This is a genomic window from Bacillus mesophilum (assembly GCF_008923265.1).
Classification (GTDB): domain Bacteria; phylum Bacillota; class Bacilli; order Bacillales; family Cytobacillaceae; genus Cytobacillus; species Cytobacillus mesophilum.
In genome coordinates this window covers 822,661-844,382 of record NZ_WBOT01000002.1, presented here as the reverse complement: position 1 = coordinate 844,382, position 21,722 = coordinate 822,661, and the positions used below count along the sequence as shown (strand labels likewise).

Below are 21,722 nucleotides of genomic sequence, written 5' to 3'. Positions count from 1 at the left end.
ATTGAATATAGACCCTCTTAACCTTATAATAGACTTAGCAATGAGGAGAAGAGGGTGACATGGATTGGCGACGAAACACGAACAAATCCTGCAATATATAGATGAATTGCCCGTTGGGGAAAAAATTTCTGTCAGGCAAATTGCGAAAGCATTATCTGTAAGCGAAGGAACAGCTTACCGGGCCATTAAGGAAGCTGAAAATAAAGGTTACGTAAGTACCATTGAACGTGTAGGCACGATTAGAATCGAGCGGAAGAAAAAAGAAAACATTGAAAAGCTTACGTACGCTGAGGTTGTAAACATCGTTGATGGTCAAGTACTTGGCGGCAGAACCGGGCTCCATAAAACACTCAATAAGTTTGTCATCGGAGCAATGGAGCTCGATGCAATGATGCGTTATACCGGTGCTGGAAACCTCCTGATTATCGGGAACCGGACAAATGCTCATGAGCTGGCTTTAAAAGCAGGTGCGGCAGTGCTTATTACTGGTGGGTTTGATACCGATGAGGATGTGAAGCGAATTGCAGATGAACTGCAGCTCCCGATCATCTCGACTAGCTATGATACATTCACTGTTGCAACCATGATCAATCGGGCGATTTACGATCAGCTCATAAAAAAAGAGATTGTCCTTGTAGAGGACATTTTAACACCTATTGAAGATACGACGGTTCTGAGAACAACTGATACAGTCGAGGATTGGTTTACATATAACCGGCAGACTACCCATAGCCGTTTTCCTGTTGTAGATCATAATGGAAAAGTCTATGGAATGGTTACTTCTAAAGATGTTATGGGCAGAGACCCGCATACTTCTATTGAAAAAATAATGACGAAAAATCCAATGACGGTGGGCGGAAAAACAAGTGTTGCTTCTTCCTCCCATATGATGGTATGGGAAGGTATTGAACTGCTGCCTGTAGTTGATGATGCCAATAAATTAATTGGCATCATCAGCAGGCAGGATGTATTAAAAGCACTGCAAATGATTCAGCGCCAGCCGCAGGTGGGGGAAACGCTGGATGATATCGTTACAAATCAATTTTCCGTCATGAAAGGGAAAGGCAAAGGTGATGATGTATATCAATGCGATGTTACACCGCAAATGACAAATTATCTTGGCACGATTTCTTATGGTGTTTTTACTACGATTGTTTCTGAGGCAGCCAATCGCATTTTGAAAAGCTATAAAAAAGGTGATCTTGTTGTAGAAAATATGACGATCTATTTTCTAAAACCTGTTCAAATTGACAGCACCCTTGATATATTCCCAAAAGTTCTTGAGGTTGGAAGAAAGTTTGGTAAAGTCGACGTTGAAGTCTTTAATGAAGGAATTCTTGTCGGTAAAGCAATGATGATGTGCCAGCTGATTGACAGAAGCTAATGTGATAACTAACTAGAGAATTAAAGCACATCAAAAAGCCCGCCATTTTCTGGCGGGCAAGTAATAACACTTAAACGTTTTATCCTTTTTTATACGCTTCAACCTCTGCTGCTGCATGCGGCAGATGAAATTTATACGCTTTAAAGCCAGTATATAGGCAAAGAACACCGACAATGATAAAAATAGCTGAAACAATATAGGCTGTTGTATTCGGCATTAGAAAGAGCTGGTTTACTCCAAAAATTCCAACAAATGAGCCTAACGCCATTCTGCCTTTTGCAGTAATCCAATGCCTTTCAGCAGGACCTTTAGCCATGAAGGATCTGATCTTGTAGAAAATATAAAGTGAAAACGATACAATCACCAGTATAACGAGTATGGGCATTGTTAAACCTCCAAGTATAATCAATCATATTCATTTTAACGGGAAAAACAGTAAAATTCCAATTATATTTACAATTCAGTAGGCAAAACGATTAAAATCCATTAATATATGATAAAAGTTATTTGGGCGTTTAGAGCGTTAAACTGTTAAAAGATCTTAGGATCAGCTTGATCTGCTGCTGTTTTTTATTTTATCAAATGTATATCCAAAAGGAGTATCTCATGAAAAAGCAAATAATCGAAAAAATAAAACAGTATGAAACCATTATCATACATAGACACGTAAGACCAGATCCAGATGCATATGGCTCTCAAGGCGGTCTGGCTGAGGTGATTCAAGCATCCTTCCCGGAGAAAAAAGTTTATACAGTTGGTCAGGAAGAAGAGACTCTGCACTATCTGCGCAGATTGGACAACATCTCCGATGATACCTTTAAAGGAGCACTTGTTATTGTATGCGATACAGCTAATACAGAACGAATTTGTGACCAGCGCTATACAAAGGGTGATTTTCTAATCAAAATTGACCATCATCCGAATGTGGATCCATATGGAGACATTATGTGGGTAGATACTAATGCCAGTTCCACTAGTGAAATGATCTATGAATTTTATAAGGAAGGCAAGGATGAAGGCCTCCAAATGTCTGATGAAGCAGCTCGTCTTCTATTTGCAGGAATTGTAGGGGATACTGGCAGATTTCTATATCCAAGCTCAACAGAAAAGACATTTGCATATGCAGGTGAGCTAATTCACTATCAATTTTCCCGTACAGAGCTTTTTGACAAAATGTATGAGCTTCAGCCGAATATCGTTAAATTGAATGGTTTTGTACTGCAGAATTTTGAAATGCTCCAACATGGAGCTGCCATGATGGTATTGAAAAAAGAACTGCTCGAAACCTATGATGCTAAACCTTCGCACGCCTCCTTGCTTGTAAGTGAGCTTGGAAACGTTGCAGGCATTAAAGCATGGGTATTTTTTATCGAGGAAAATGATCAAATCCGTGTTCGCCTGCGCTCGAAAGGACCGGTCATCAACACGATTGCTGCTAAATACAACGGGGGCGGCCACCCGCTTGCGGCAGGTGCATCCATTTATTCATGGGATGAAATGAGCTCTGTCATAAAGGATTTAGAAGAGGTTTGCAAAAAGTAAAAAGCTGACAAATGTCAGCTTTTTTGCTTTTTAATTGCAGTTAAGCTTCCTCCTGTCCGAAAGCCTTAGATACTTTCTATTCAAGCTGAAGATTCACATGGATGGAGAAGGTTGTATATACACTCATTTTTTTAATCGTTACTTTATAACGCTTCCCATTGATTTCAAGTGTTTTGTTTTGAATGATTCTTTCAATTAAGCCTAAGCTTGAATGTACGGTTTCAATATCCTTTGCAACCATCATGCTGATTTCTTCTTTTAACGTCTTTTCAGCTTCAAAGACACTGTATACATCCAGTTTATATTTGTTATAGTTATCTATTTTTAAATGGATTTGCTGAACGGTCAATTTTTCTTTATTCTCTTTATTCAGCTTCTTAAATTCTTCCTGCCAAATATCCTTTTCCTTTGTGAGTTCCTGTATTAAGTCCTTTTGACCATCAATTTGTTTACTGTAATCCTCCTGCCATTCTCCAAAGATATACAGAAAAAAAAACCAGCTGACAAATGCACCGATAGCCATCCCTCCTAAAAAGCGCTGCCATGAGGGCTTGCGGTAAAGAGGTGGGATTCTCATTACGAAACATGCTCCTGTGTTAACCAGTTAATCAGCAATGCTCCGGTTTGAGCACCTCCAAGGGCGGAAAGGATGAGCAGGCATTGCTTGAAAAGATCTTTTGTTTGTCCATCTAAAACGCCTCGTTCAAAACTATAAACAGTATCAAATGTCCCGCCAATCGCAGCAATAATCGCCCAGATTCGAATAAGATTCGAAAGACGGAAAACTTCTGTTAGCGGCGGCTTTCCAGTAATAAACGCTGCAAGTGCACCGATGATAGATCCGCCAAGCAAAACACCAAGTGCAATAAAGTAGCTTTCAAACAGTGATGCGAAAAAGGGTTGATTCTCCATATATCTCCATCCTTGTTTAGCATATTCGTAAACATTTATTATTACATCATATGGACATACTGCTTTTTTTATGATGATTGTCTCATTTTTAACAAACCTTGGAGAAATGTCCTTTCATAACGTTCTGTAAATGCATATACATAAGTATCAATTAAAGCTATAAGCATTCAAACTTTCATCACCCTTCCTGCTAAAAGCGGATTCCTTTGCTGCTTAGGATTCTTCCTCATTAGGTACGGTGAATTTAAAAAAGAGAACATATTTTCTTTTTTATATCTCCCGTTCTATAATAAAAGGAATAGAAGAAATAAGGGTGTGATTACAGTGTCTTTTATTCACCTTCATGTGTATAGTGCATATAGCTTGCTGATGAGTACAGCAAAAGTGGAGGACTTGGCTAAACAAGCCAAACAACTTGGCTTTGAGGCGATTGCATTAACAGACAGAAACGTGATGTATGGCGCTGTCTCTTTTTATAAGGAATGCTTAAAAAATGAGATAAAGCCTATTTTAGGTTTAACAGCAGATGTAGTAGATGATGAATCTGAACAGGCAGAGCCATTTCCTTTAGTGTTACTGGCTAGAAATCAAACAGGCTATCAAAATCTGCTGAAGATTTCGAGTGTGATTGGCACAAAATCTCCAGGTGGAATTCCTGCAAGATGGCTAAAGGCATATAACCAAGGCTTAATTATGCTGAGTCCAGGTCTTGAAGGGAAAATTGAGCAGCACTTGATTGATGACGAATACGAAGAAGCGAAAAAGTCAGCCGTTTTCTATCGGGATCTCTGCGATGAGCAGCAGTTTTATTTATCGCTACATGATCATGGAATATCAGCTGAAGAAAAAGTGAGAAATGGGCTAGTGCAAATCAGTTCAGAAACGGGGATTGAGCTAACTGCTGCGAATGCGGTGCATTATTTGCAGAAGGAAGACGCTTTTGCGCAAGACTGCCTGACTTGTATTAAGAACGGTGAAAAGATTCAAGCTGAAGACAGAATGAGACTGCAGGGCGAAGAATACAATCTAAAATCTGCAGCGGAAATGACCGGGCTTTTATCAATGTATCCTGATGCGTTGGAAAATACACTAAAAATCGCTGAGCAATGCAATGTAATGCTTGAGCTGAATGGAGAACATCTGCCAAAATATCCTGCGGCGGATGGTTTGACGTCAGATCAATTATTAGAAAAATTATGCTGGCAAGGGTATCAGGAACGCTATCCGCAGGATACAAAAGTGCATAAGGAACGTCTGGCATATGAATTAAGTATTCTAAAGAAAATGAAATACAGCGATTATTTTTTAATTGTCTATGATTTTATGAAATATTGTCGAGAGCACGAAATTTTAACAGGGCCTGGCCGGGGGTCAGCTGCCGGTTCGATGGTGGCTTATGTTCTTTATATAACAGATGTGGACCCGATCGCTCACGGTTTGCTGTTCGAGCGTTTCTTGAATCCTGAGAGAATTTCTATGCCTGATATCGATATTGACTTTCCAGACCATCGCCGGGATGAAGTGATTCGATATGTGGCCAACAAGTATGGCGAAATGCATGTAGCCCAAATTGTGACCTTTGGAACGATGGCAGCAAAAGCTGCACTGCGGGATGTTGGCAGAGCTTTTGGCTTAAATACAAAGGAGCTGGACAGGCTGTCAAAGTCAGTTCCTTCCAAGCTGGGGATTACACTGAGAGAGGCATATAATTCATCAGAGTCTCTGCGGAGATTTACTGAAGAATCAAGCTTGCATAAACGCCTTTTTGAAACAGCACTAAAACTTGAAGGATTGCCGAGGCATACATCTACACACGCAGCTGGAGTGGTGATCAGCGAAATGCCGCTTGTCTCTGTTGTCCCTATACAGACCGGGCATGATCAAGTGTACCTGACGCAATACTCAATGGAATATTTAGAGAATATAGGTCTCTTGAAAATGGACTTTTTGGGATTAAGAAACTTATCTCTTATTGAAAATATTGTAAACTCCATTAATAGAAAATCAAAAGAAAAAATAGATATTAAGTCCATCCCTGTAAATGACGAACATGTTTTTCAACTGCTGAGCAGCGGCAGAACCAATGGAATTTTTCAGTTTGAATCAGCAGGAATGCAAAGAGTACTGAAAAATTTGCGTCCATCTTCCTTTGAAGATATTGTCGCCGTTAATGCCCTCTATCGTCCAGGTCCAATGGAAAACATTCCTCTCTTTATTGACCGTAAGCATGGGAAACAAGAGATTTCATACTACCATCCTGACTTAAAGCCAATCCTTGAGAACACATATGGTGTCATCGTGTATCAGGAGCAGATTATGCAGATTGCTGCGATGATGGCTGGATTTACTTTAGGGGAAGCAGATATGCTCAGACGGGCAGTGAGTAAGAAACAGAAGGAAGTATTGGATCAAGAACGGACACATTTTGTTGCTGGCGCATTGAAAAAAGGCTATTCAGAGCAAACGGCACACAATATATATGATTTAATTGTGAAATTTGCTAACTATGGATTTAACAGGAGCCATGCGGTTGCGTACAGTTTAATTGCGTATCAGCTAGCTTATCTAAAGGCAAACTACCCGCTCCATTTTATGGCAGCCCTGCTTTCATCTTCTGCAGGCAATGAGGTGAAAATCTCTCAATATATTCGAGAATTAAAGGACTTGAAACTCACTGTGCTGCCTCCATCCATTAATAAAAGCTGGTATACATTTACTGTTGAACAACATTCTGTCCGCTATAGCCTTGGTGCTATTAAAGGAATAGGAGGAAATGTACTAAAGGAAATCTTCAAGGCGCGGGGACAGCAGAAATTTCATGATTTATTTGATTTCTGTATGCGCGTATCTCACAAAATAGCCAATAGGAAAATCATTGAAACACTGATCCATTCCGGAAGCTTTGATGAATTCGGTGAAGATCGGGCCGTCCTTCTTGCCAGCATTGATGCAGCATTGGAGCATGCATTACTTGTGAACCCGAATGATGAGCAGGCTGACTTCTTTTCTGACGGTGAATTTTTCCCGAAACCTAAATATACAATCGTTGATCCACTAACTGCAGAAGCTAAGCTGGCATTTGAAAAAGAAGTGCTGGGGCTGTATTTGTCTGACCACCCTATATCTGTTTATGAAAATGAGCAGGAAAGGATGGGGACGGATATCATCGCTGAATTGGATACATCTGCCCGTCAGGTAAAGTTATTCGTATTTTTAGCAGAGTTAAACAAGATTCGCACTAAAAAGGGCGATACGATGGCGTTTATCACAATTAGTGATCAGAGTGGTGAAGTAGAAGGAGTCATCTTTCCCAATGTCCTTAATCAATATTCGCATCTTCTAAACAAAGGCAGGATTCTCTTCTTATCAGGCAAGCCAGAAGAAAGAGATGGAAAGAAGCAGATCATTGTTCAATCCATTCAGACGCCAGAGCAGGCAATTGCTTCATTTAAGCCGAAAGAGCCTATCCTATATTTAAAGATTACGGAGCAGCAGGAAACAAATGAACAGCTGCGAAAGCTTAAGGAATTGTTTAGAGGAAATCCCGGAGCTGCTTCCGTTATTCTCTATTATGAAAGCAGCGGCAAGAGGATCAAGCTTGGAGAAGAAGATTGTATTCATCCCACTTCAATTTTTATTGATAAGCTAAAAGGTTTATTAGGCAGTGAAAATGTGATATTGAAGCGATAGCCCTTTACATCAAGATCATATATGTTATAGTAGTTGGTGTTAAGATCATTGGTCAGACCACTATGCTTTCTAGAAGAATCTGCTGTAAAACACAGGCACTGCTTCCAATATTGAGGTCTGCAAGCTAAAACATACGAACTTTATAAATAGATTAATTTAATTCGTCTTTTTTGGGACACAGAGGGGTGGATAATTTGACGTTGAGAGAAGAAGCTCTGCATATGCATAGAGTGAATAAGGGAAAACTTGAATCAAAGTCAAAAGTAGAGGTAAAGGACGCCAAGGACTTGAGCTTAGCTTATTCCCCTGGTGTTGCTGAGCCGTGCAAAGAGATATACGATAAGCCTGAAACTGTATATGAATATACAATGAAAGGCAATATGGTAGCAGTTGTTTCCGATGGAACAGCAGTGCTTGGCCTTGGAAATATTGGTCCGGAAGCTGCACTTCCAGTAATGGAGGGCAAAGCGGTCCTATTTAAGAGCTTTGCAGGTGTTGATGCTTTCCCTATTTGCTTAAATACAACGGATATTGATAAAATTGTGGAAACGGTGAAACTGCTTGAGCCTACTTTTGGCGGTGTAAACCTGGAAGATATTGCAGCTCCTAATTGTTTTTATATAGAAGAAAGACTTAAGAAGGAAACCAATATTCCTATTTTTCATGATGATCAGCATGGAACCGCCATTGTGACAGTTGCAGGATTAGTGAATGCATTAAAACTCTCTGGTAAGAAAATGAATGAAATTAAAGTAGTAGCAAACGGTGCGGGTGCAGCAGGCATTGCGATTATTAAGCTGCTGTACAGTTATGGCGTAAGAGAAATCATTATGTGCGATACAAAGGGCGCCATTTATGAAGGCCGTCCGCAAGGTATGAATGAAATTAAAAACGATGTAGCTAAATATACAAACCGAGATAAGAAATCAGGCAGTCTTGCAGAAGTGATATCGGGTGCAGATGTCTTTATTGGTGTTTCAGCTGCTGGTGCATTAACAGCTGACATGGTGAAAACAATGAACGCAGACCCAATCATTTTTGCGATGGCTAACCCCATTCCTGAGATTATGCCAGAAGATGCAAAAGCAGCAGGGGCACTGGTTGTAGGTACGGGACGATCCGACTTTCCGAACCAAGTCAATAACGTTCTTGCTTTTCCAGGCATTTTCCGCGGTGCTCTTGATGTGCGTGCAACTCATATTAATGAAAAAATGAAGGTCGCTGCTGTTGAGGCGATTGCTAGTCTTATAGATGAATCAGATTTGCATGCTGATTATGTTATACCAGGGCCATTTGATTCGAGAGTTGCGCCTGCTGTAGCTGCTGCGGTCGCCAAGGCAGCAATGGAAACTGGGGTAGCACGACTGAAAGTAGATCCTGAAGAAGTAAAAGAGAAAACAATCAGATTAGCTGTTATCGGAAAAAGCGAGTGATGAACTGACGTGTTATCAGCTCAAACCGGATCTAAAATATATGTCGTAATTGTTAAGAAGCTTCGCGAAATGATTGCAGCAGAAAATTTAAAACCTGGAGATAAATTGCCATCTGAACGTGAATTATCCGAACGCCTGAAGGTTGGGCGTTCTTCTGTTCGCGAAGCTTTTCGAGCGCTGGAACTGCTTGGTCTCATCGAAACAAGAAGAGGAGAGGGCACTTTTATACGCGACTTTAAAGGTCATCAGCTTGTACAGGTGCTCAGTACATTTATTCTTCAGGATGAAAAAGCTAAAAAGGATATTAAGGAAACAAAATTTTTAATTGAACTTGACTGCTTATGGCTTATTATGCAAAAAAAGACTCAAGATGAACTCTTCGCTTTTAAAAACTGGACAGAGCAGACGACTTTTACAGATGATGAATTTTTCTATAAAATCATCTTATTGGCAGATAATCATTTGTTTTTAAGAATGTGGGAAATTTTAAAAGACTATTATAATTCGCTCGATTTCCCTGCTGAAGAGCTTCAAAAGCATGATTATCTTCATTTAATTGAAGAACTGCAAACAAAAGAAGAAATGAGAATCCGCGGTGCTTATAAGATGCTAAGAAAGCTTGTCGAATGAAAGCTGACATATTTCAGCACTATTTTTAAATTTAATCGTTTATAGTAGTTGGACAAGAGTAAAATGATGGACGCTAAAGCGATGTTTTTATTTAAATGGTATCTTTATGAAGTAACTATGAATGAACTTTTGAAATGAATGTTAAATAAAACTGACTGATTGCGCCTTTGGGTTTTCGCAATCAGCAACTTTTTATGCATTGGTGGTCAGACCACTGGTGGGGTGGGGAAATTATAATTTTGTATTACTATCAAACGGGGAGGTTTCATCTTGTTTAAAGAGATCTTTACGAAAACCAAAAAGATTAAATATGCAACAATACCATCGGAAGCAGCGAAGCAGGATGTTCCCGAGGGCATTATGACAAAATGTCCAAATTGTAAAAAGATCATGTATTCAAAAGAACTGGTTAAAAATTTGAAGGTTTGTTTAAATTGTGATTTTCATCTTTCCATGAATGCTTCTGAGCGTCTGGAAAGTTTTCTTGATCATGGAAGCTTTGAAGAAATCAATGAAGATATGGTTTCTGAGAATCCATTAAACTTTCCAGGTTATTTAGAAAAACTGGAAAAAGATAGACAAAAAACAAATATCAATGAAGCTGTTGTTACTGGAATCGGGACAGTAGACGACCAGTCCCTTGTTGTTGCCGTGATGGATTCTACCTTCCGCATGGGAAGTATGGGGTCAGTTGTCGGTGAAAAAATTACGCGTGCCATTGAAAAGGCTGATGAACTATCTGTCCCATTTGTAATCTTTACGGCGTCCGGCGGTGCCCGAATGCAAGAGGGAGTACTAAGTCTTATGCAAATGGCCAAAACAAGTGTTGCACTGAAAAGGTTCAGTGACCATGGCGGGTTAATCATTTCCATTATGACACATCCGACTACGGGCGGAGTTTCTGCGAGCTTCGCTTCACTTGGAGATTATAATTTTGCAGAACCTGGTGCATTAATTGGATTTGCAGGCAGAAGAATTATTGAACAAACCATTCGTGAAGATCTTCCAGAGGATTTCCAAACATCTGAGTTTTTACTGAAGCATGGTCAATTGGATGCAGTGATTCATCGGAGCGAGCTGAAAGATCAGCTTTCAAATATTTTATCCATTCATCAGCCAGGAGGTGATTTAGAGTGGTAGGAGAATTAGAATTCGAAAAACCGGTTGTTGAGTTAAAAAAGAAAATTGCCGAGTTAAAGGAATTTACTAAAACAGCAGATGTTGATCTATCAGCAGAAATAACAAAACTGGAGCATCGTCTTGCCAGGCTGGAAGAAGATATCTATGAACACATGAAGCCATGGGATCGGGTACAAATAGCCCGTCATCCGCAAAGACCAACCACTTTAGATTATATTTCTGAGTTGTTTGAAGGTTTTTTTGAATGTCACGGAGATCGTGTATTCGGTGATGATGAGGCTATTGTTGGCGGAATCGCAAGGTTTAAAGGACTGCCGGTGACCGTCATTGGACATCAGCGCGGCAAGGACACAAAGGAAAATATCCGCAGAAACTTTGGAATGCCTCATCCTGAAGGGTATCGTAAAGCAATGCGCTTAATGAAGCAGGCTGAAAAGTTTAATCGCCCTATTATTTGTTTTATTGATACAAAAGGTGCCTATCCAGGAAAAGCTGCTGAAGAACGTGGGCAAAGTGAAGCGATTGCCCGCAATTTGTTTGAAATGGCCAGCTTAACTGTCCCTGTTATTTGCATTGTGATTGGTGAAGGAGGAAGCGGCGGTGCTCTTGCATTAGGAGTTGGGAATCACATTCATATGCTTGAGAACTCAACCTATTCTGTTATCTCACCTGAAGGTGCTGCAGCGATTCTATGGAAAGATTCAACGCAAGCCAAAAAGGCAGCAGAATCCATGAAAATTACAGCTCCAGACTTAAAGGAACTTGGCATTATTGATGAAATTATTCCTGAAGTTAAAGGCGGGGCACATAAAGATATCAAGCAGCAGGCAATTGCAATAGGAGAAATTCTAATATCTTCATTAAAAGAGCTTCTTTCTTTAACAGAAGAAGGTTTAGTTGATCAGCGCTATGGGAAGTATAAACAGATTGGCAAATATTCGTTTTTAAATGATTACATTGGGGTAAAATAAAACGTGCTTACGCACGTTTTTTGTTTTTAATTGAGCTTATAAAGTTATAAATAATAGCATGAGAACGGCAGTACAGCTGATTTGGTACTTTGAGCAATCTCGTTTAGAATAGGAGTTGCAGCTGAAAATCTGAATGCTTTTTCTGCAAATTGACGTGGCAGCAAGTTTGTATGATTAAGCTATGTGAAGATTGCAGTCGGGTTTCTTCTCTTTTACAACCGAGGGAATGCAAGACTTTGTATATGCAGGTTTTCTAATTGTGTCTTAATTTTGTACAAATAAGCGTTTTCATTTCACGGATTATTCCGTCTTTAGTGATTATTTTTTGTTTGAGTTGAGATAGGCTGTTCTTCATGGTATTTTAGAAATATTGATTAATATAGAATAAATGAAGTGTGTAATTATGTAAAGAATATGAAGAATTTACATTATTAGCAAATATGGACTTAAAGTGTTCATAATTCTAAATATGAGGTGAGAAGAACATGAAGAGAATTGGTGTTTTAACGAGTGGGGGAGACTCTCCTGGCATGAACGCCGCGGTTCGTGCAGTCGTGCGTAAAGCAATTTTTCATAATGTTGAGATTTATGGGGTCTACGGCGGATATGCCGGTCTGATCAGCGGCAATATTAAAAAGCTTGAATTAGGATCAGTAGGCGATATTATACATAGAGGCGGCACAATGCTTTATTCAGCAAGATGCGAGGAGTTTAAAACAAAAGAAGGACAGCAAAAGGGAATCGAACAGTTAAAGAAACACGGCATTGATGGGCTTGTCGTAATTGGCGGAGATGGTTCGTATCGCGGTGCGAAAGCATTGACTGAACAAGGTTTCCCATGTGCTGGCGTTCCTGGAACAATTGATAACGATATTAATGGCACTCAATATACAATTGGTTTTGATACTGCATTAAACACTGTTATTGATGCTATTGATAAGATTAGAGACACAGCAACTTCACATGAAAGAACATTTATTATTGAAGTTATGGGCCGAGATGCTGGTGATATTGCTCTATGGGCAGGGCTTGCAGGCGGTGCAGAAACGATCTTAATTCCTGAAGTAGGGTATGATATTCAGGAAATTAAGACACGTCTAATAAAAGGTCATGAGCGTGGAAAGAAACATAGTATTATTGTGGTTGCAGAAGGTGTCTGCAGCGGTGTTGAATTTGCTAAGCAAGTAAAAGAAGTTACCGACTTTGATACGCGTGTATCAGTGCTTGGCCACATCCAGCGCGGAGGATCACCTACAGCATTCGATCGTGTATTAGCAAGCCGTTTAGGAGCACGTGCAGTTGAGCTTCTTTTAGAGGGTAAAGGCGGACGAGCAGTTGGAGTTCAAAACAACAATGTTGTTGATACTCATTTCGAAGAGGTTTTTAATATGAAGCATGAGATTGATACCGATCTATATAAGTTATCTCAAGAATTATCCATATAAAATATAAAAGAGATATTGGAGGAAGAAAAATGCGTAAAACTAAAATTGTATGTACAATTGGTCCTGCCAGTGAAAGCATTGAAAAACTTACACAACTGATTGAAGCCGGTATGAATGTAGCAAGACTTAACTTCTCACACGGTGATTATGAGGAGCATGGCGCGCGGATTAAAAATATTCGCGAGGCAGCTGAAAAGACTGGGAAGACTGTTGCTATTTTATTAGATACAAAAGGTCCTGAAATTCGTACAAACAACATGCAAAATGGTGCGATTGAGCTTGTAGCTGGAAATGATATCATTGTTTCCATGACTGAAGTTGAAGGAACTGAAGATAAGTTTTCTGTTACATATGAAGGTCTTATTGATGATATCCATGTTGGTTCGAAAATTTTATTAGATGACGGCCTGATCGGTCTTGAAGTAACAAAAATTGATAAAGCAACAAGTGAAATTCATACGAAAATCTTAAACAGCGGTACATTGAAAAATAAAAAAGGTGTAAATGTTCCGGGTGTATCAGTAAAGCTTCCTGGAATAACTGAAAAGGATGCAAATGATATTCTTTTTGGAATTGAGCAAAAAGTAGACTTCGTTGCTGCATCATTTGTTCGCAGAGCATCGGATGTTTTGGAAATTCGTCAGCTTCTTGAAGATAACGGAGCGTCTTATATTAACATTATCCCTAAAATCGAAAACCAGGAAGGTGTCGATAACATCGATGAAATCCTTGATGTTTCTGATGGATTAATGGTTGCCAGAGGAGATCTTGGAGTAGAAATCCCGGCTGAAGAGGTTCCTTTAGTTCAAAAGAGCTTAATCAAAAAATGTAATATTCAAGGTAAGCCAGTTATTACAGCAACACAAATGCTTGATTCTATGCAGCGCAACCCACGTCCAACAAGAGCGGAAGCAAGTGACGTAGCCAATGCAATCTTTGATGGTACAGATGCTATCATGCTTTCAGGTGAAACGGCTGCAGGAACATATCCGGTTGAAGCTGTACAAACAATGCACAATATTGCTGCTCGTGCTGAATCTGCACTTAACCATAAAGACATTTTATCGAAGCGCAGTAAGAGCACTGAACATAACATTACAGATGCGATTGGACAATCTGTTGCACATACTGCATTAGATTTAGAAGTAAGTGCAATCATTACAGCTACTGAAAGTGGTCACACCGCTCGAATGATTTCAAAATATAGACCTAAATCTCCAATCGTAGCTGTAACATCCAATGAGTTTGTTTCCCGCCGCTTGGCATTAGTTTGGGGAGTTCATACTCAAGTTGGACCAAAATCAACTTCTACTGACGAAATGTTAGATGTTGCAGTACAAGAAAGCTTAAACAGCGGGATTGTATCATCTGGTGACCTAGTTGTTATTACTGCAGGTGTTCCAGTTGGAGAAGCTGGTACAACGAACCTGATGAAAATTCATGTTGTTGGAGATGTCATTGCCAGAGCTCAAGGGATTGGCAGAAAGACGGCTTATGGGAAAGCAGTTATTGCCCGTACAGCAAAAGAAGCATTAGAGAAAGTAACAGAAGGTTCTATTCTTGTTACGATTGGTACGGATCGTGAAATGGTGCCGGCGATTGAAAAATGCAGTGCCCTTATTACACAAGAAGGCGGACTTACAAGTCATGCGGCTGTAGTTGGCTTAAATGTTGGGGTTCCTGTCATTGTTGGCGTGGAAGACGCAATGAAGTTGATCAAAGATGGACAAGAGATTACTGTTGATGCACGCCGCGGTATTATTTACAATGGCCATGCAAGCGTCCTGTAATAAATAGTAGGCAATTTAACAGGCTGGACTGCACACTGTATTTCAGCATTCAGCATATAAAAACCCGGACAATAAGCAGAGTATCCTCCGTTTTCTGCTTTATTGCCGGGTTTTTTGTTGATTTTATAATCGTATTTTTGTATGGTGAATAGAATTTAGGTTGTAGCGTAAAATAGCCAATAATCTTTTTACTCTGAGGTTCTTTTAATTTCTGATACAATGTTAGTAAGAATAAATAACAGTGAGGTGGCATTATGCGCTACATCCTTTTGACCATATTGATCATCATACCGGTATTAGAGATTACAGCAATTATGCTTTCAGGCAATATAATTGGAATTGGTCCAACACTACTTCTTATTTTTCTCACGGCACTTTTAGGCGGATATTATGCGCGCAAACAAGGACTTGAAACGTTTAGGAAAGCACAAAGGCAGATGCAATACGGAGAAATGCCAGGAGATACGATCATGGATGGAGTCTGTATCTTTGTAGGAGCTATTTTATTATTGCTGCCAGGCTTTTTTACAGACATTCTAGGACTGGTTCTGTTATTGCCCCCAACACGTTCCCTAATTAAAGGGAGACTGTTTAAAGCTATTACAAAACGAGTTAATAAACGTAATATCAAAATTATTACGTAACAAAAAAGAGCACTTTTCAGTGCTCTTTTGTCTTTTTGATCACTTACTTACTTTTCTGTCCCTTTTATAAAAGACCAAATGTCACGAAAGACGTTGGCGCGATGTAGAGTTGAAATGATTACAAGTGTGACCGGACCCGCAATGAGCCCCAGAAATCCAATTAGTTTGAAGCCAACAAAAAGAGAGATAAGTGTTGCCAGCGGATCGAGACCAATGCTTGAGGAAAGGACTTTCGGCTCCATGATCTGCCGCTGTACAATTACGATAAGATACAAAATCCCAAGACCAATCGCCATCCCCATATCACCGGAAATAGCTTCAAAAATAATCCAAGGCACAAAAATTAAACCTGTTCCCAGATAGGGAATAATATCAACAATCCCTGTAATGAGCGCGATTGTAATTGCATAATCGATTCGTAAAATCAACAGGCCGATTAAGATGATGACGGTTGTGAAGGAAACAAGTGTTGCCTGCGCTTTAATAAAACCAAATAAAGCTTTTTTTAGATCAGCAACAACGGTTCTGCTGCTTGATTTTGCCCTTGAAGGAAGAAGTTTTCCAACCGTCCCTGACAGACGGTACCAGTCTTTGCTAATAAAAAAAGTTGCGAGTAATGAAAAGATGATGACGGTTGCAGCATTCGGAAACCATGATAATATATTTGGGATTTTTTCGAAAAAGGACTGAATAAATGTACCTAGTGTACTGCCGAAATTACGGCCTACATTTTCAATATTCGTCATGATTGTGTCCTGCTGTCCGGTTTCTAAATTATTGAAAATGCTGGTTAGTTGGTTATATAGCGGAATGATTTGTCCTGCAAAGAAGAGTTCGATATGTGTAATTAGTGTATCTAAATGTGCAGGTACTACCCTAGATAAATAATCAGCTCCTGAGACGATTTCAGCCACAAGCAGTGTAATCAAGCCGGCGAAAATGGCAAAAATAAGGGTTAACGCAACTAATACTGCCAGAAGTCTGGGCATGCGTCCTTTACTTTCAAGAAAATTCACAACAGGATTAATGAAAAAGGCAATTGCCAGCGCGATGATAAAAGGATATGTAATTTTTGATATGTAGTATAAAGAAAGTAGGCTTAATATAATAATAGCTATGACGAAGAAAAACCTCAGTGTTCGGTTTAGATAAATACTGTTCAATCAATGGCCCCCCTGCTCTTTATTCTGAAAAAAGGTGTTATGATTATATACGACGATCAAACCATAATTACCTTTAAAAATGATGGATAAAGTTATTGCTTTTTAAAACTGAGAGGGTCGATTTCAGGATCATCTTTGACTGGGTAGAAGAACATGTTATTCTATTACCAGGTATTAGCATGAGTGGTCATATAACTATGTTACGATAATTTGTGTAAGGTGGAATAAATAATGATTTCGCAATCTCTTGTTTTCTTATTGTTATTATTGGGAATAAGTATAATAGCTAAAAACCAATCATTGATGCTCGCTGTATTTGTGCTGCTGATTTTAAAGGCTGTTGGCGGTGGGAGTCATCTGTTTTCCTTTATACAATCAAAAGGAATTAACTGGGGCGTCACTATTATTACCATTGCTGTTTTAGCTCCCATTGCGAGCGGTGATATTGGGCTGCGTGATTTAGGAGATGCATTTAAATCACCTTATGCCTGGGTTGCACTCATATCTGGGATTTTGGTCGCTCTTATTGCAAAAGGCGGAGTAACTCTCTTGGCTGAGGATCCGCAAATTACAGTCGCTTTAGTATTAGGGACCATCCTTGCTGTCTCCATATTTAAAGCAGTGGCTGTCGGTCCATTAATTGGTGCAGGAATAGCATATTTACTGATGAAAATAATTGATTTAATCAAATAACATTTTTCTTATAAAACAATTTATTTTATTAATTTAAGTTGTTTTCATTCACAAAAGTCAGATAATTGTTTATAATAGGACTTGTAAGCGCAAACTATTTGTTATTCATCATATTCTCTATTAAAATAGTAAATAACTATTTTTTTGTGTCAAAAAGAAATGTAAGCATTTTCTTTTTTTATTGTATATTCTCGAGCAAGCGCTCAGTCCGGTCAAGGATATAAAAATTTTACTTATCTAGGGGGATCTGTAAAGGATCTATACATAACCTCCTAATCATTTAGCCGACAGCAATAATAGGTTATATATCCAAAATAGTCTGCAAAATGACTGTTTGTGCCGGCATTAAAGCTTAGATTTATCTGAAAATTCATTCGAGAGTATTCAGCAAGATGTTTGTAAACGCTTATGCGTGCAAAGGGTAAGGGGAAATTTTATTACGTAAAGGAGATGTTTTATATGACAGTAACACGCGGACTTGAAGGAATCGTTGCAACACAGTCATCTATAAGCTCAATCATAGACGATACACTAACGTATGTAGGCTATGATATTGATGATTTGGCGGAGAATGCAAGCTTTGAGGAAGTTATTTATTTGTTATGGCACCGCAGTCTTCCAACTAAGGCGCAATTAGAGGAATTTAAATCTCTGCTTGCTGAAAATGCTGAACTGCCTGATGAGGTTCTGCAGCACTTTAAAATGTATCCAATCAATAAAGTTCATCCAATGGCTGCTTTGCGTTCTGCCGTTTCACTGCTTTCTTTATATGATGAAGAAGCAGATTTAATGGATGAGGAAGCAAACTATCGAAAAGCTGTTCGTCTTCAAGCGAAAATGCCGGCAATTGTTACGAGTTTTTCTCGTATTCGTAAAGGGTTAGAGCCAGTGGCGCCGAAGAAAGATTTAGGTTTTGCTGCCAATTTCCTTTATATGCTGACTGGCGAAGAGCCAAAAGATATTGCGATTGAAGCGTTTAATAAAGCTCTAGTGCTCCACGCAGACCATGAGTTGAATGCGTCTACGTTTACTGCCCGTGTATGCGTTGCTACATTATCAGATGTCTATTCTGGTGTAACGGCAGCCATTGGAGCACTTAAAGGACCTCTGCACGGCGGAGCTAACGAAGCGGTTATGAAGATGTTATCTGAGATTGAAACACTTGATAACGTCGACCCGTATATTCGTGAGAAACTTGAGAACAAAGAAAAAATTATGGGCTTTGGGCACCGTGTATACCGTCAGGGTGATCCGCGCGCAAAACATCTGAGAGAAATGTCTAAAAGATTAACAGAACTTACAGGAGAACCTCATTGGTATGAAATGTCTACACAAATTGAAGGCATTGTAACAGGAGAGAAAAACCTGCCTCCGAATGTTGATTTCTATTCTGCGTCTGTTTATCATAGCTTAGGCATTGATCATGATTTATTTACACCAATTTTTGCTGTAAGCCGCGTTTCTGGCTGGTTAGCTCATATTCTAGAACAATATGAAAATAACCGTTTGATCCGTCCTCGTGCTGAATACACAGGACCAGGCATGCAAAAATACGTACCTGTTGAAAACAGAGGCTAATTTCCAGCTGCTGTTACACTTATCTAAATCATGTACAGCATTTTACTTTTCTGTGTATAATTGCTGTGTTAGATTGAAGAGAGCTAAAGGTTAGAGGCAGACCTGCTTTCTGACCTTTCCGCTTTATTATTTTGGCATGAAAACGCGATGTGAAAAGGAAGGGAGAAATGAACATGCAAGGTGAAAAAATTACAGTAAGCAATGGGGTATTAAATGTACCAAATAATCCAATCGTTCCTTTTATTGAAGGAGATGGGATTGGTCCTGATATTTGGGCATCAGCATCGAGGGTTTTAGACGCTGCTGTTGAGAAGGCGTATAACAATGAGCGCAAGATTGTATGGAAAGAAGTTCTTGCTGGTGAAAAAGCATTTAACCAAACAGGTGAGTGGCTTCCATCTGAAACATTAGATACGATTAATGAGTATTTAATTGCGATCAAAGGTCCATTAACAACTCCAATCGGCGGAGGAATTCGGTCTCTTAATGTTGCACTCCGTCAAGAGCTTGACTTGTTTGTTTGTTTACGCCCTGTACGCTGGTTCGAAGGAGTACCTTCTCCAGTAAAACGTCCAGAAGACACAGATATGGTGATTTTCCGCGAAAATACGGAAGACATTTATGCTGGAATTGAATATGCAAAAGGTTCTGACGAAGTGAAAAAGCTTATTTCTTTCCTTCAAGACGAGCTGGGTGTTAATAAAATCCGTTTCCCTGAAACTTCAGGAATTGGCATTAAACCAGTATCAGAAGAAGGTACTTCTCGTTTAGTACGTGCTGCAATTGAATATGCAATCAAAGAAGGACGCAAATCTGTAACACTTGTACATAAAGGCAACATTATGAAGTTTACAGAAGGCGCATTTAAAAACTGGGGTTATGAGCTTGCAGAAAGAGAATACGGAGAAAAAGTATTCACTTGGGCAGAGTATGACCGCATTAAAGATGAAAAAGGTGCAGATGCTGCAAACAAAGCACAAGCTGATGCTGAAGCAGCTGGCAAAATCATTGTTAAAGATTCTATTGCTGATATCTTCTTACAGCAAATCCTTACACGTCCAAGTGAATTTGACGTTGTGGCAACAATGAATCTGAATGGTGATTACATTTCTGATGCTTTGGCAGCACAAGTTGGAGGAATCGGAATTGCACCTGGCGCTAACATTAACTACGAAACTGGCCATGCAATTTTCGAAGCAACACATGGAACAGCACCTAAGTATGCTGGTCTTGATAAAGTAAATCCATCATCTGTGATTCTATCAGGTGTACTATTGCTTGAGCATTTAGGATGGAGTGAAGCAGCAAGCTTAATCCTGAAATCAGTCGAAACAACAATTGCATCTAAAGTTGTAACATATGATTTTGCCCGTTTAATGGATGGAGCAACAGAAGTAAAATGCTCTGAATTCGGAGATGAATTAATTAAAAATATGGGTTAATCCTATTCAATAACTCTTTTGCGAAGGCTGTTCGAATAGAACAGCCTTTTGTTTAAACCGAATATATTCATCATGTGTAGGAGGAATATTTCATGACAATGAGACGAAAAAAAATATCTGTTATCGGCGGCGGATTTACTGGCACAACAACAGCCTTTCTGCTTGCTCAAAAAGAGCTTGGAGATGTCGTGCTGGTTGATATGCCTCAAAATGAAAATCCCACAAAAGGGAAAGCGCTTGATATGCTTGAAGCAAGTCCGGTACAGGGGTTTGATGCAAATATTATCGGTACATCCAATTATGAGGACACGAAGGATTCAGATATTGTCGTGATCACTGCTGGAATTGCACGTAAGCCTGGCATGAGCCGTGATGATTTAGTACAGACAAACCAAAAGGTAATGAAAAGTGTAACACAGGAGATCGTCAAATATTCTCCTAATTCCTATATTATCGTCTTAACAAATCCTGTTGATGCTATGACATATACGGTATTTAAGGAGTCTGGCTTTCCTAAAAATCGTGTGATTGGACAATCAGGGGTATTAGATACTGCACGTTTCCGAACATTTGTAGCGCAGGAATTGAATCTTTCTGTAAAAGATATTACTGGATTCGTATTAGGAGGCCATGGTGATGACATGGTTCCGCTTGTCCGTTATTCATATGCAGGTGGTATTCCGCTGGAAACATTAATACCAGCAGAACGCTTAGAGGCAATTGTTGAACGGACTCGCAAAGGCGGCGGTGAAATCGTTAACCTGCTAGGAAACGGCAGTGCATATTATGCCCCAGCAGCTGCCTTAGTTGAAATGTGTGAAGCCATTATAAAAGACCAGCGCCGTGTACTTCCGGCAATTGCCTACCTGGAGGGTGAATACGGATATGAGGGTATTTATCTCGGTGTTCCGACAATTTTAGGTGCTAACGGGATTGAAAAGATTATTGAGCTTGATTTAGAAGAAAACGAGAAAGCAGCATTGAATCAATCTGTTCATTCTGTTAAGAGCGTCTTAGAGATTCTTGTTTAAAAAGAGAACTGATCGGATTTGACAACATAAAAGGGTTGAAAGAATTGTGACTAGCTGTACAATTCCTTCAATCCTTTTTAATTGTTTCTATTGATAAATAACAAAAAAGAGATAAGGTTCACCTTTTCATATTCATTTTGCTTATCCTGATGATTTATGATAATATGAAATGACAGAATAATAAGTCAACAGTTGATTTTAATATGCTAAAGAAGTCTTTTATTTTGTTCAAAA

General features: G+C 39.3%; 18 protein-coding genes. 14 read left to right on the top strand and 4 right to left on the bottom strand.

Going from position 1 to position 21,722, the window contains the following annotated elements; all coding sequences use genetic code 11:
* Positions 1 to 64 precede the first annotated feature (64 nt).
* The gene (locus tag F7732_RS09090) at positions 65 to 1,384 is read left to right on the top strand and encodes a CBS domain-containing protein (RefSeq protein ID WP_151573537.1); all 1,320 of its coding nucleotides are present in this window, start codon (positions 65 to 67) and stop codon (positions 1,382 to 1,384) included.
* A 79-nt stretch (positions 1,385 to 1,463) separates the two neighbouring features.
* Here the strand turns inward: F7732_RS09090 and F7732_RS09085 are convergent, their stop codons facing one another.
* Positions 1,464 to 1,769 carry a YtpI family protein gene (locus tag F7732_RS09085; protein WP_151573536.1) on the bottom strand — a complete coding sequence of 102 codons (306 nt, stop codon included), beginning with the start codon at positions 1,767 to 1,769 and terminating at the stop codon, positions 1,464 to 1,466.
* 221 nt (positions 1,770 to 1,990) lie between these two features.
* On the opposite strand from F7732_RS09085, the gene F7732_RS09080 reads away from it, so the two are divergent.
* The gene (locus F7732_RS09080; RefSeq protein WP_151573535.1) at positions 1,991 to 2,926 is read left to right on the top strand and encodes a DHH family phosphoesterase; all 936 of its coding nucleotides are present in this window, start codon (positions 1,991 to 1,993) and stop codon (positions 2,924 to 2,926) included.
* Positions 2,927 to 3,002: 76 nt separating this feature from the next.
* Here the strand turns inward: F7732_RS09080 and ytrI are convergent, their stop codons facing one another.
* Both ytrI and ytrH read right to left on the bottom strand, forming a co-directional pair.
* On the bottom strand, positions 3,003 to 3,503 hold the full coding sequence (gene ytrI / locus F7732_RS09075; RefSeq protein ID WP_151573534.1) for a sporulation membrane protein YtrI: 501 nt from the start codon (positions 3,501 to 3,503) through the stop codon (positions 3,003 to 3,005).
* Entirely contained in the window at positions 3,503 to 3,838 is a 336-nt protein-coding gene (ytrH, locus tag F7732_RS09070) for a sporulation membrane protein YtrH (RefSeq protein WP_066443031.1), read from the bottom strand. The genes ytrI and ytrH overlap by 1 nt, the downstream gene beginning before the upstream one ends.
* 324 nt (positions 3,839 to 4,162) lie before the next feature.
* On the opposite strand from ytrH, the gene dnaE reads away from it, so the two are divergent.
* The 8 genes from dnaE to F7732_RS09030 all read left to right on the top strand — a co-directional run bounded on the left by dnaE (position 4,163) and on the right by F7732_RS09030 (position 15,581).
* Complete coding sequence (dnaE, locus tag F7732_RS09065; protein WP_151573533.1) at positions 4,163 to 7,528, top strand: DNA polymerase III subunit alpha; 3,366 nt, start codon at positions 4,163 to 4,165, stop codon at positions 7,526 to 7,528.
* 194 nt (positions 7,529 to 7,722) lie between these two features.
* A complete protein-coding gene (gene ystJ, locus F7732_RS09060) occupies positions 7,723 to 8,961 on the top strand; it encodes an NADP-dependent malic enzyme (protein ID WP_151573532.1) in 1,239 nt (412 codons plus the stop codon).
* A 69-nt stretch (positions 8,962 to 9,030) separates the two neighbouring features.
* Positions 9,031 to 9,591, top strand: coding sequence for a FadR/GntR family transcriptional regulator (locus F7732_RS09055; protein WP_151573695.1), 561 nt, complete (start codon positions 9,031 to 9,033; stop codon positions 9,589 to 9,591).
* Positions 9,592 to 9,861: 270 nt separating this feature from the next.
* Positions 9,862 to 10,731 (top strand): acetyl-CoA carboxylase, carboxyltransferase subunit beta, encoded by an 870-nt coding sequence (accD, locus tag F7732_RS09050; RefSeq protein ID WP_151573531.1) that lies wholly within the window; start codon positions 9,862 to 9,864, stop codon positions 10,729 to 10,731.
* On the top strand, positions 10,725 to 11,702 hold the full coding sequence (accA, locus tag F7732_RS09045) for an acetyl-CoA carboxylase carboxyl transferase subunit alpha (RefSeq protein WP_151573530.1): 978 nt from the start codon (positions 10,725 to 10,727) through the stop codon (positions 11,700 to 11,702). Before accD ends, accA begins: the two co-directional genes overlap by 7 nt.
* A 485-nt stretch (positions 11,703 to 12,187) precedes the next feature.
* Entirely contained in the window at positions 12,188 to 13,147 is a 960-nt protein-coding gene (gene pfkA / locus F7732_RS09040) for a 6-phosphofructokinase (protein WP_066443036.1), read from the top strand.
* Between the two features lie 29 nt (positions 13,148 to 13,176).
* A complete protein-coding gene (gene pyk / locus F7732_RS09035; protein WP_151573529.1) occupies positions 13,177 to 14,937 on the top strand; it encodes a pyruvate kinase in 1,761 nt (586 codons plus the stop codon).
* Positions 14,938 to 15,191: 254 nt separating this feature from the next.
* A complete protein-coding gene (locus F7732_RS09030; RefSeq protein WP_151573528.1) occupies positions 15,192 to 15,581 on the top strand; it encodes an FxsA family protein in 390 nt (129 codons plus the stop codon).
* Positions 15,582 to 15,628: 47 nt separating this feature from the next.
* Here the strand turns inward: F7732_RS09030 and ytvI are convergent, their stop codons facing one another.
* Positions 15,629 to 16,744 carry a sporulation integral membrane protein YtvI gene (ytvI, locus tag F7732_RS09025; protein WP_151573527.1) on the bottom strand — a complete coding sequence of 372 codons (1,116 nt, stop codon included), beginning with the start codon at positions 16,742 to 16,744 and terminating at the stop codon, positions 15,629 to 15,631.
* A 231-nt stretch (positions 16,745 to 16,975) separates the two neighbouring features.
* Between ytvI and F7732_RS09020 the strand changes: the two genes are divergently transcribed.
* From F7732_RS09020 to mdh, 4 genes are all read left to right on the top strand, one after another.
* Positions 16,976 to 17,437, top strand: a complete 462-nt coding sequence (locus F7732_RS09020; RefSeq protein ID WP_151573526.1) for a DUF441 domain-containing protein — start codon at positions 16,976 to 16,978, stop codon at positions 17,435 to 17,437.
* Positions 17,438 to 17,896: 459 nt separating this feature from the next.
* On the top strand, positions 17,897 to 19,015 hold the full coding sequence (citZ, locus tag F7732_RS09015; RefSeq protein ID WP_151573525.1) for a citrate synthase: 1,119 nt from the start codon (positions 17,897 to 17,899) through the stop codon (positions 19,013 to 19,015).
* Between the two features lie 173 nt (positions 19,016 to 19,188).
* Positions 19,189 to 20,457: an NADP-dependent isocitrate dehydrogenase gene (icd, locus tag F7732_RS09010; protein ID WP_151573524.1), complete on the top strand. Its 1,269-nt coding sequence runs from the start codon at positions 19,189 to 19,191 to the stop codon at positions 20,455 to 20,457.
* 92 nt (positions 20,458 to 20,549) lie between these two features.
* Positions 20,550 to 21,488 carry a malate dehydrogenase gene (mdh, locus tag F7732_RS09005; RefSeq protein WP_151573523.1) on the top strand — a complete coding sequence of 313 codons (939 nt, stop codon included), beginning with the start codon at positions 20,550 to 20,552 and terminating at the stop codon, positions 21,486 to 21,488.
* The last annotated feature ends 234 nt before the right edge of the window (positions 21,489 to 21,722 follow it).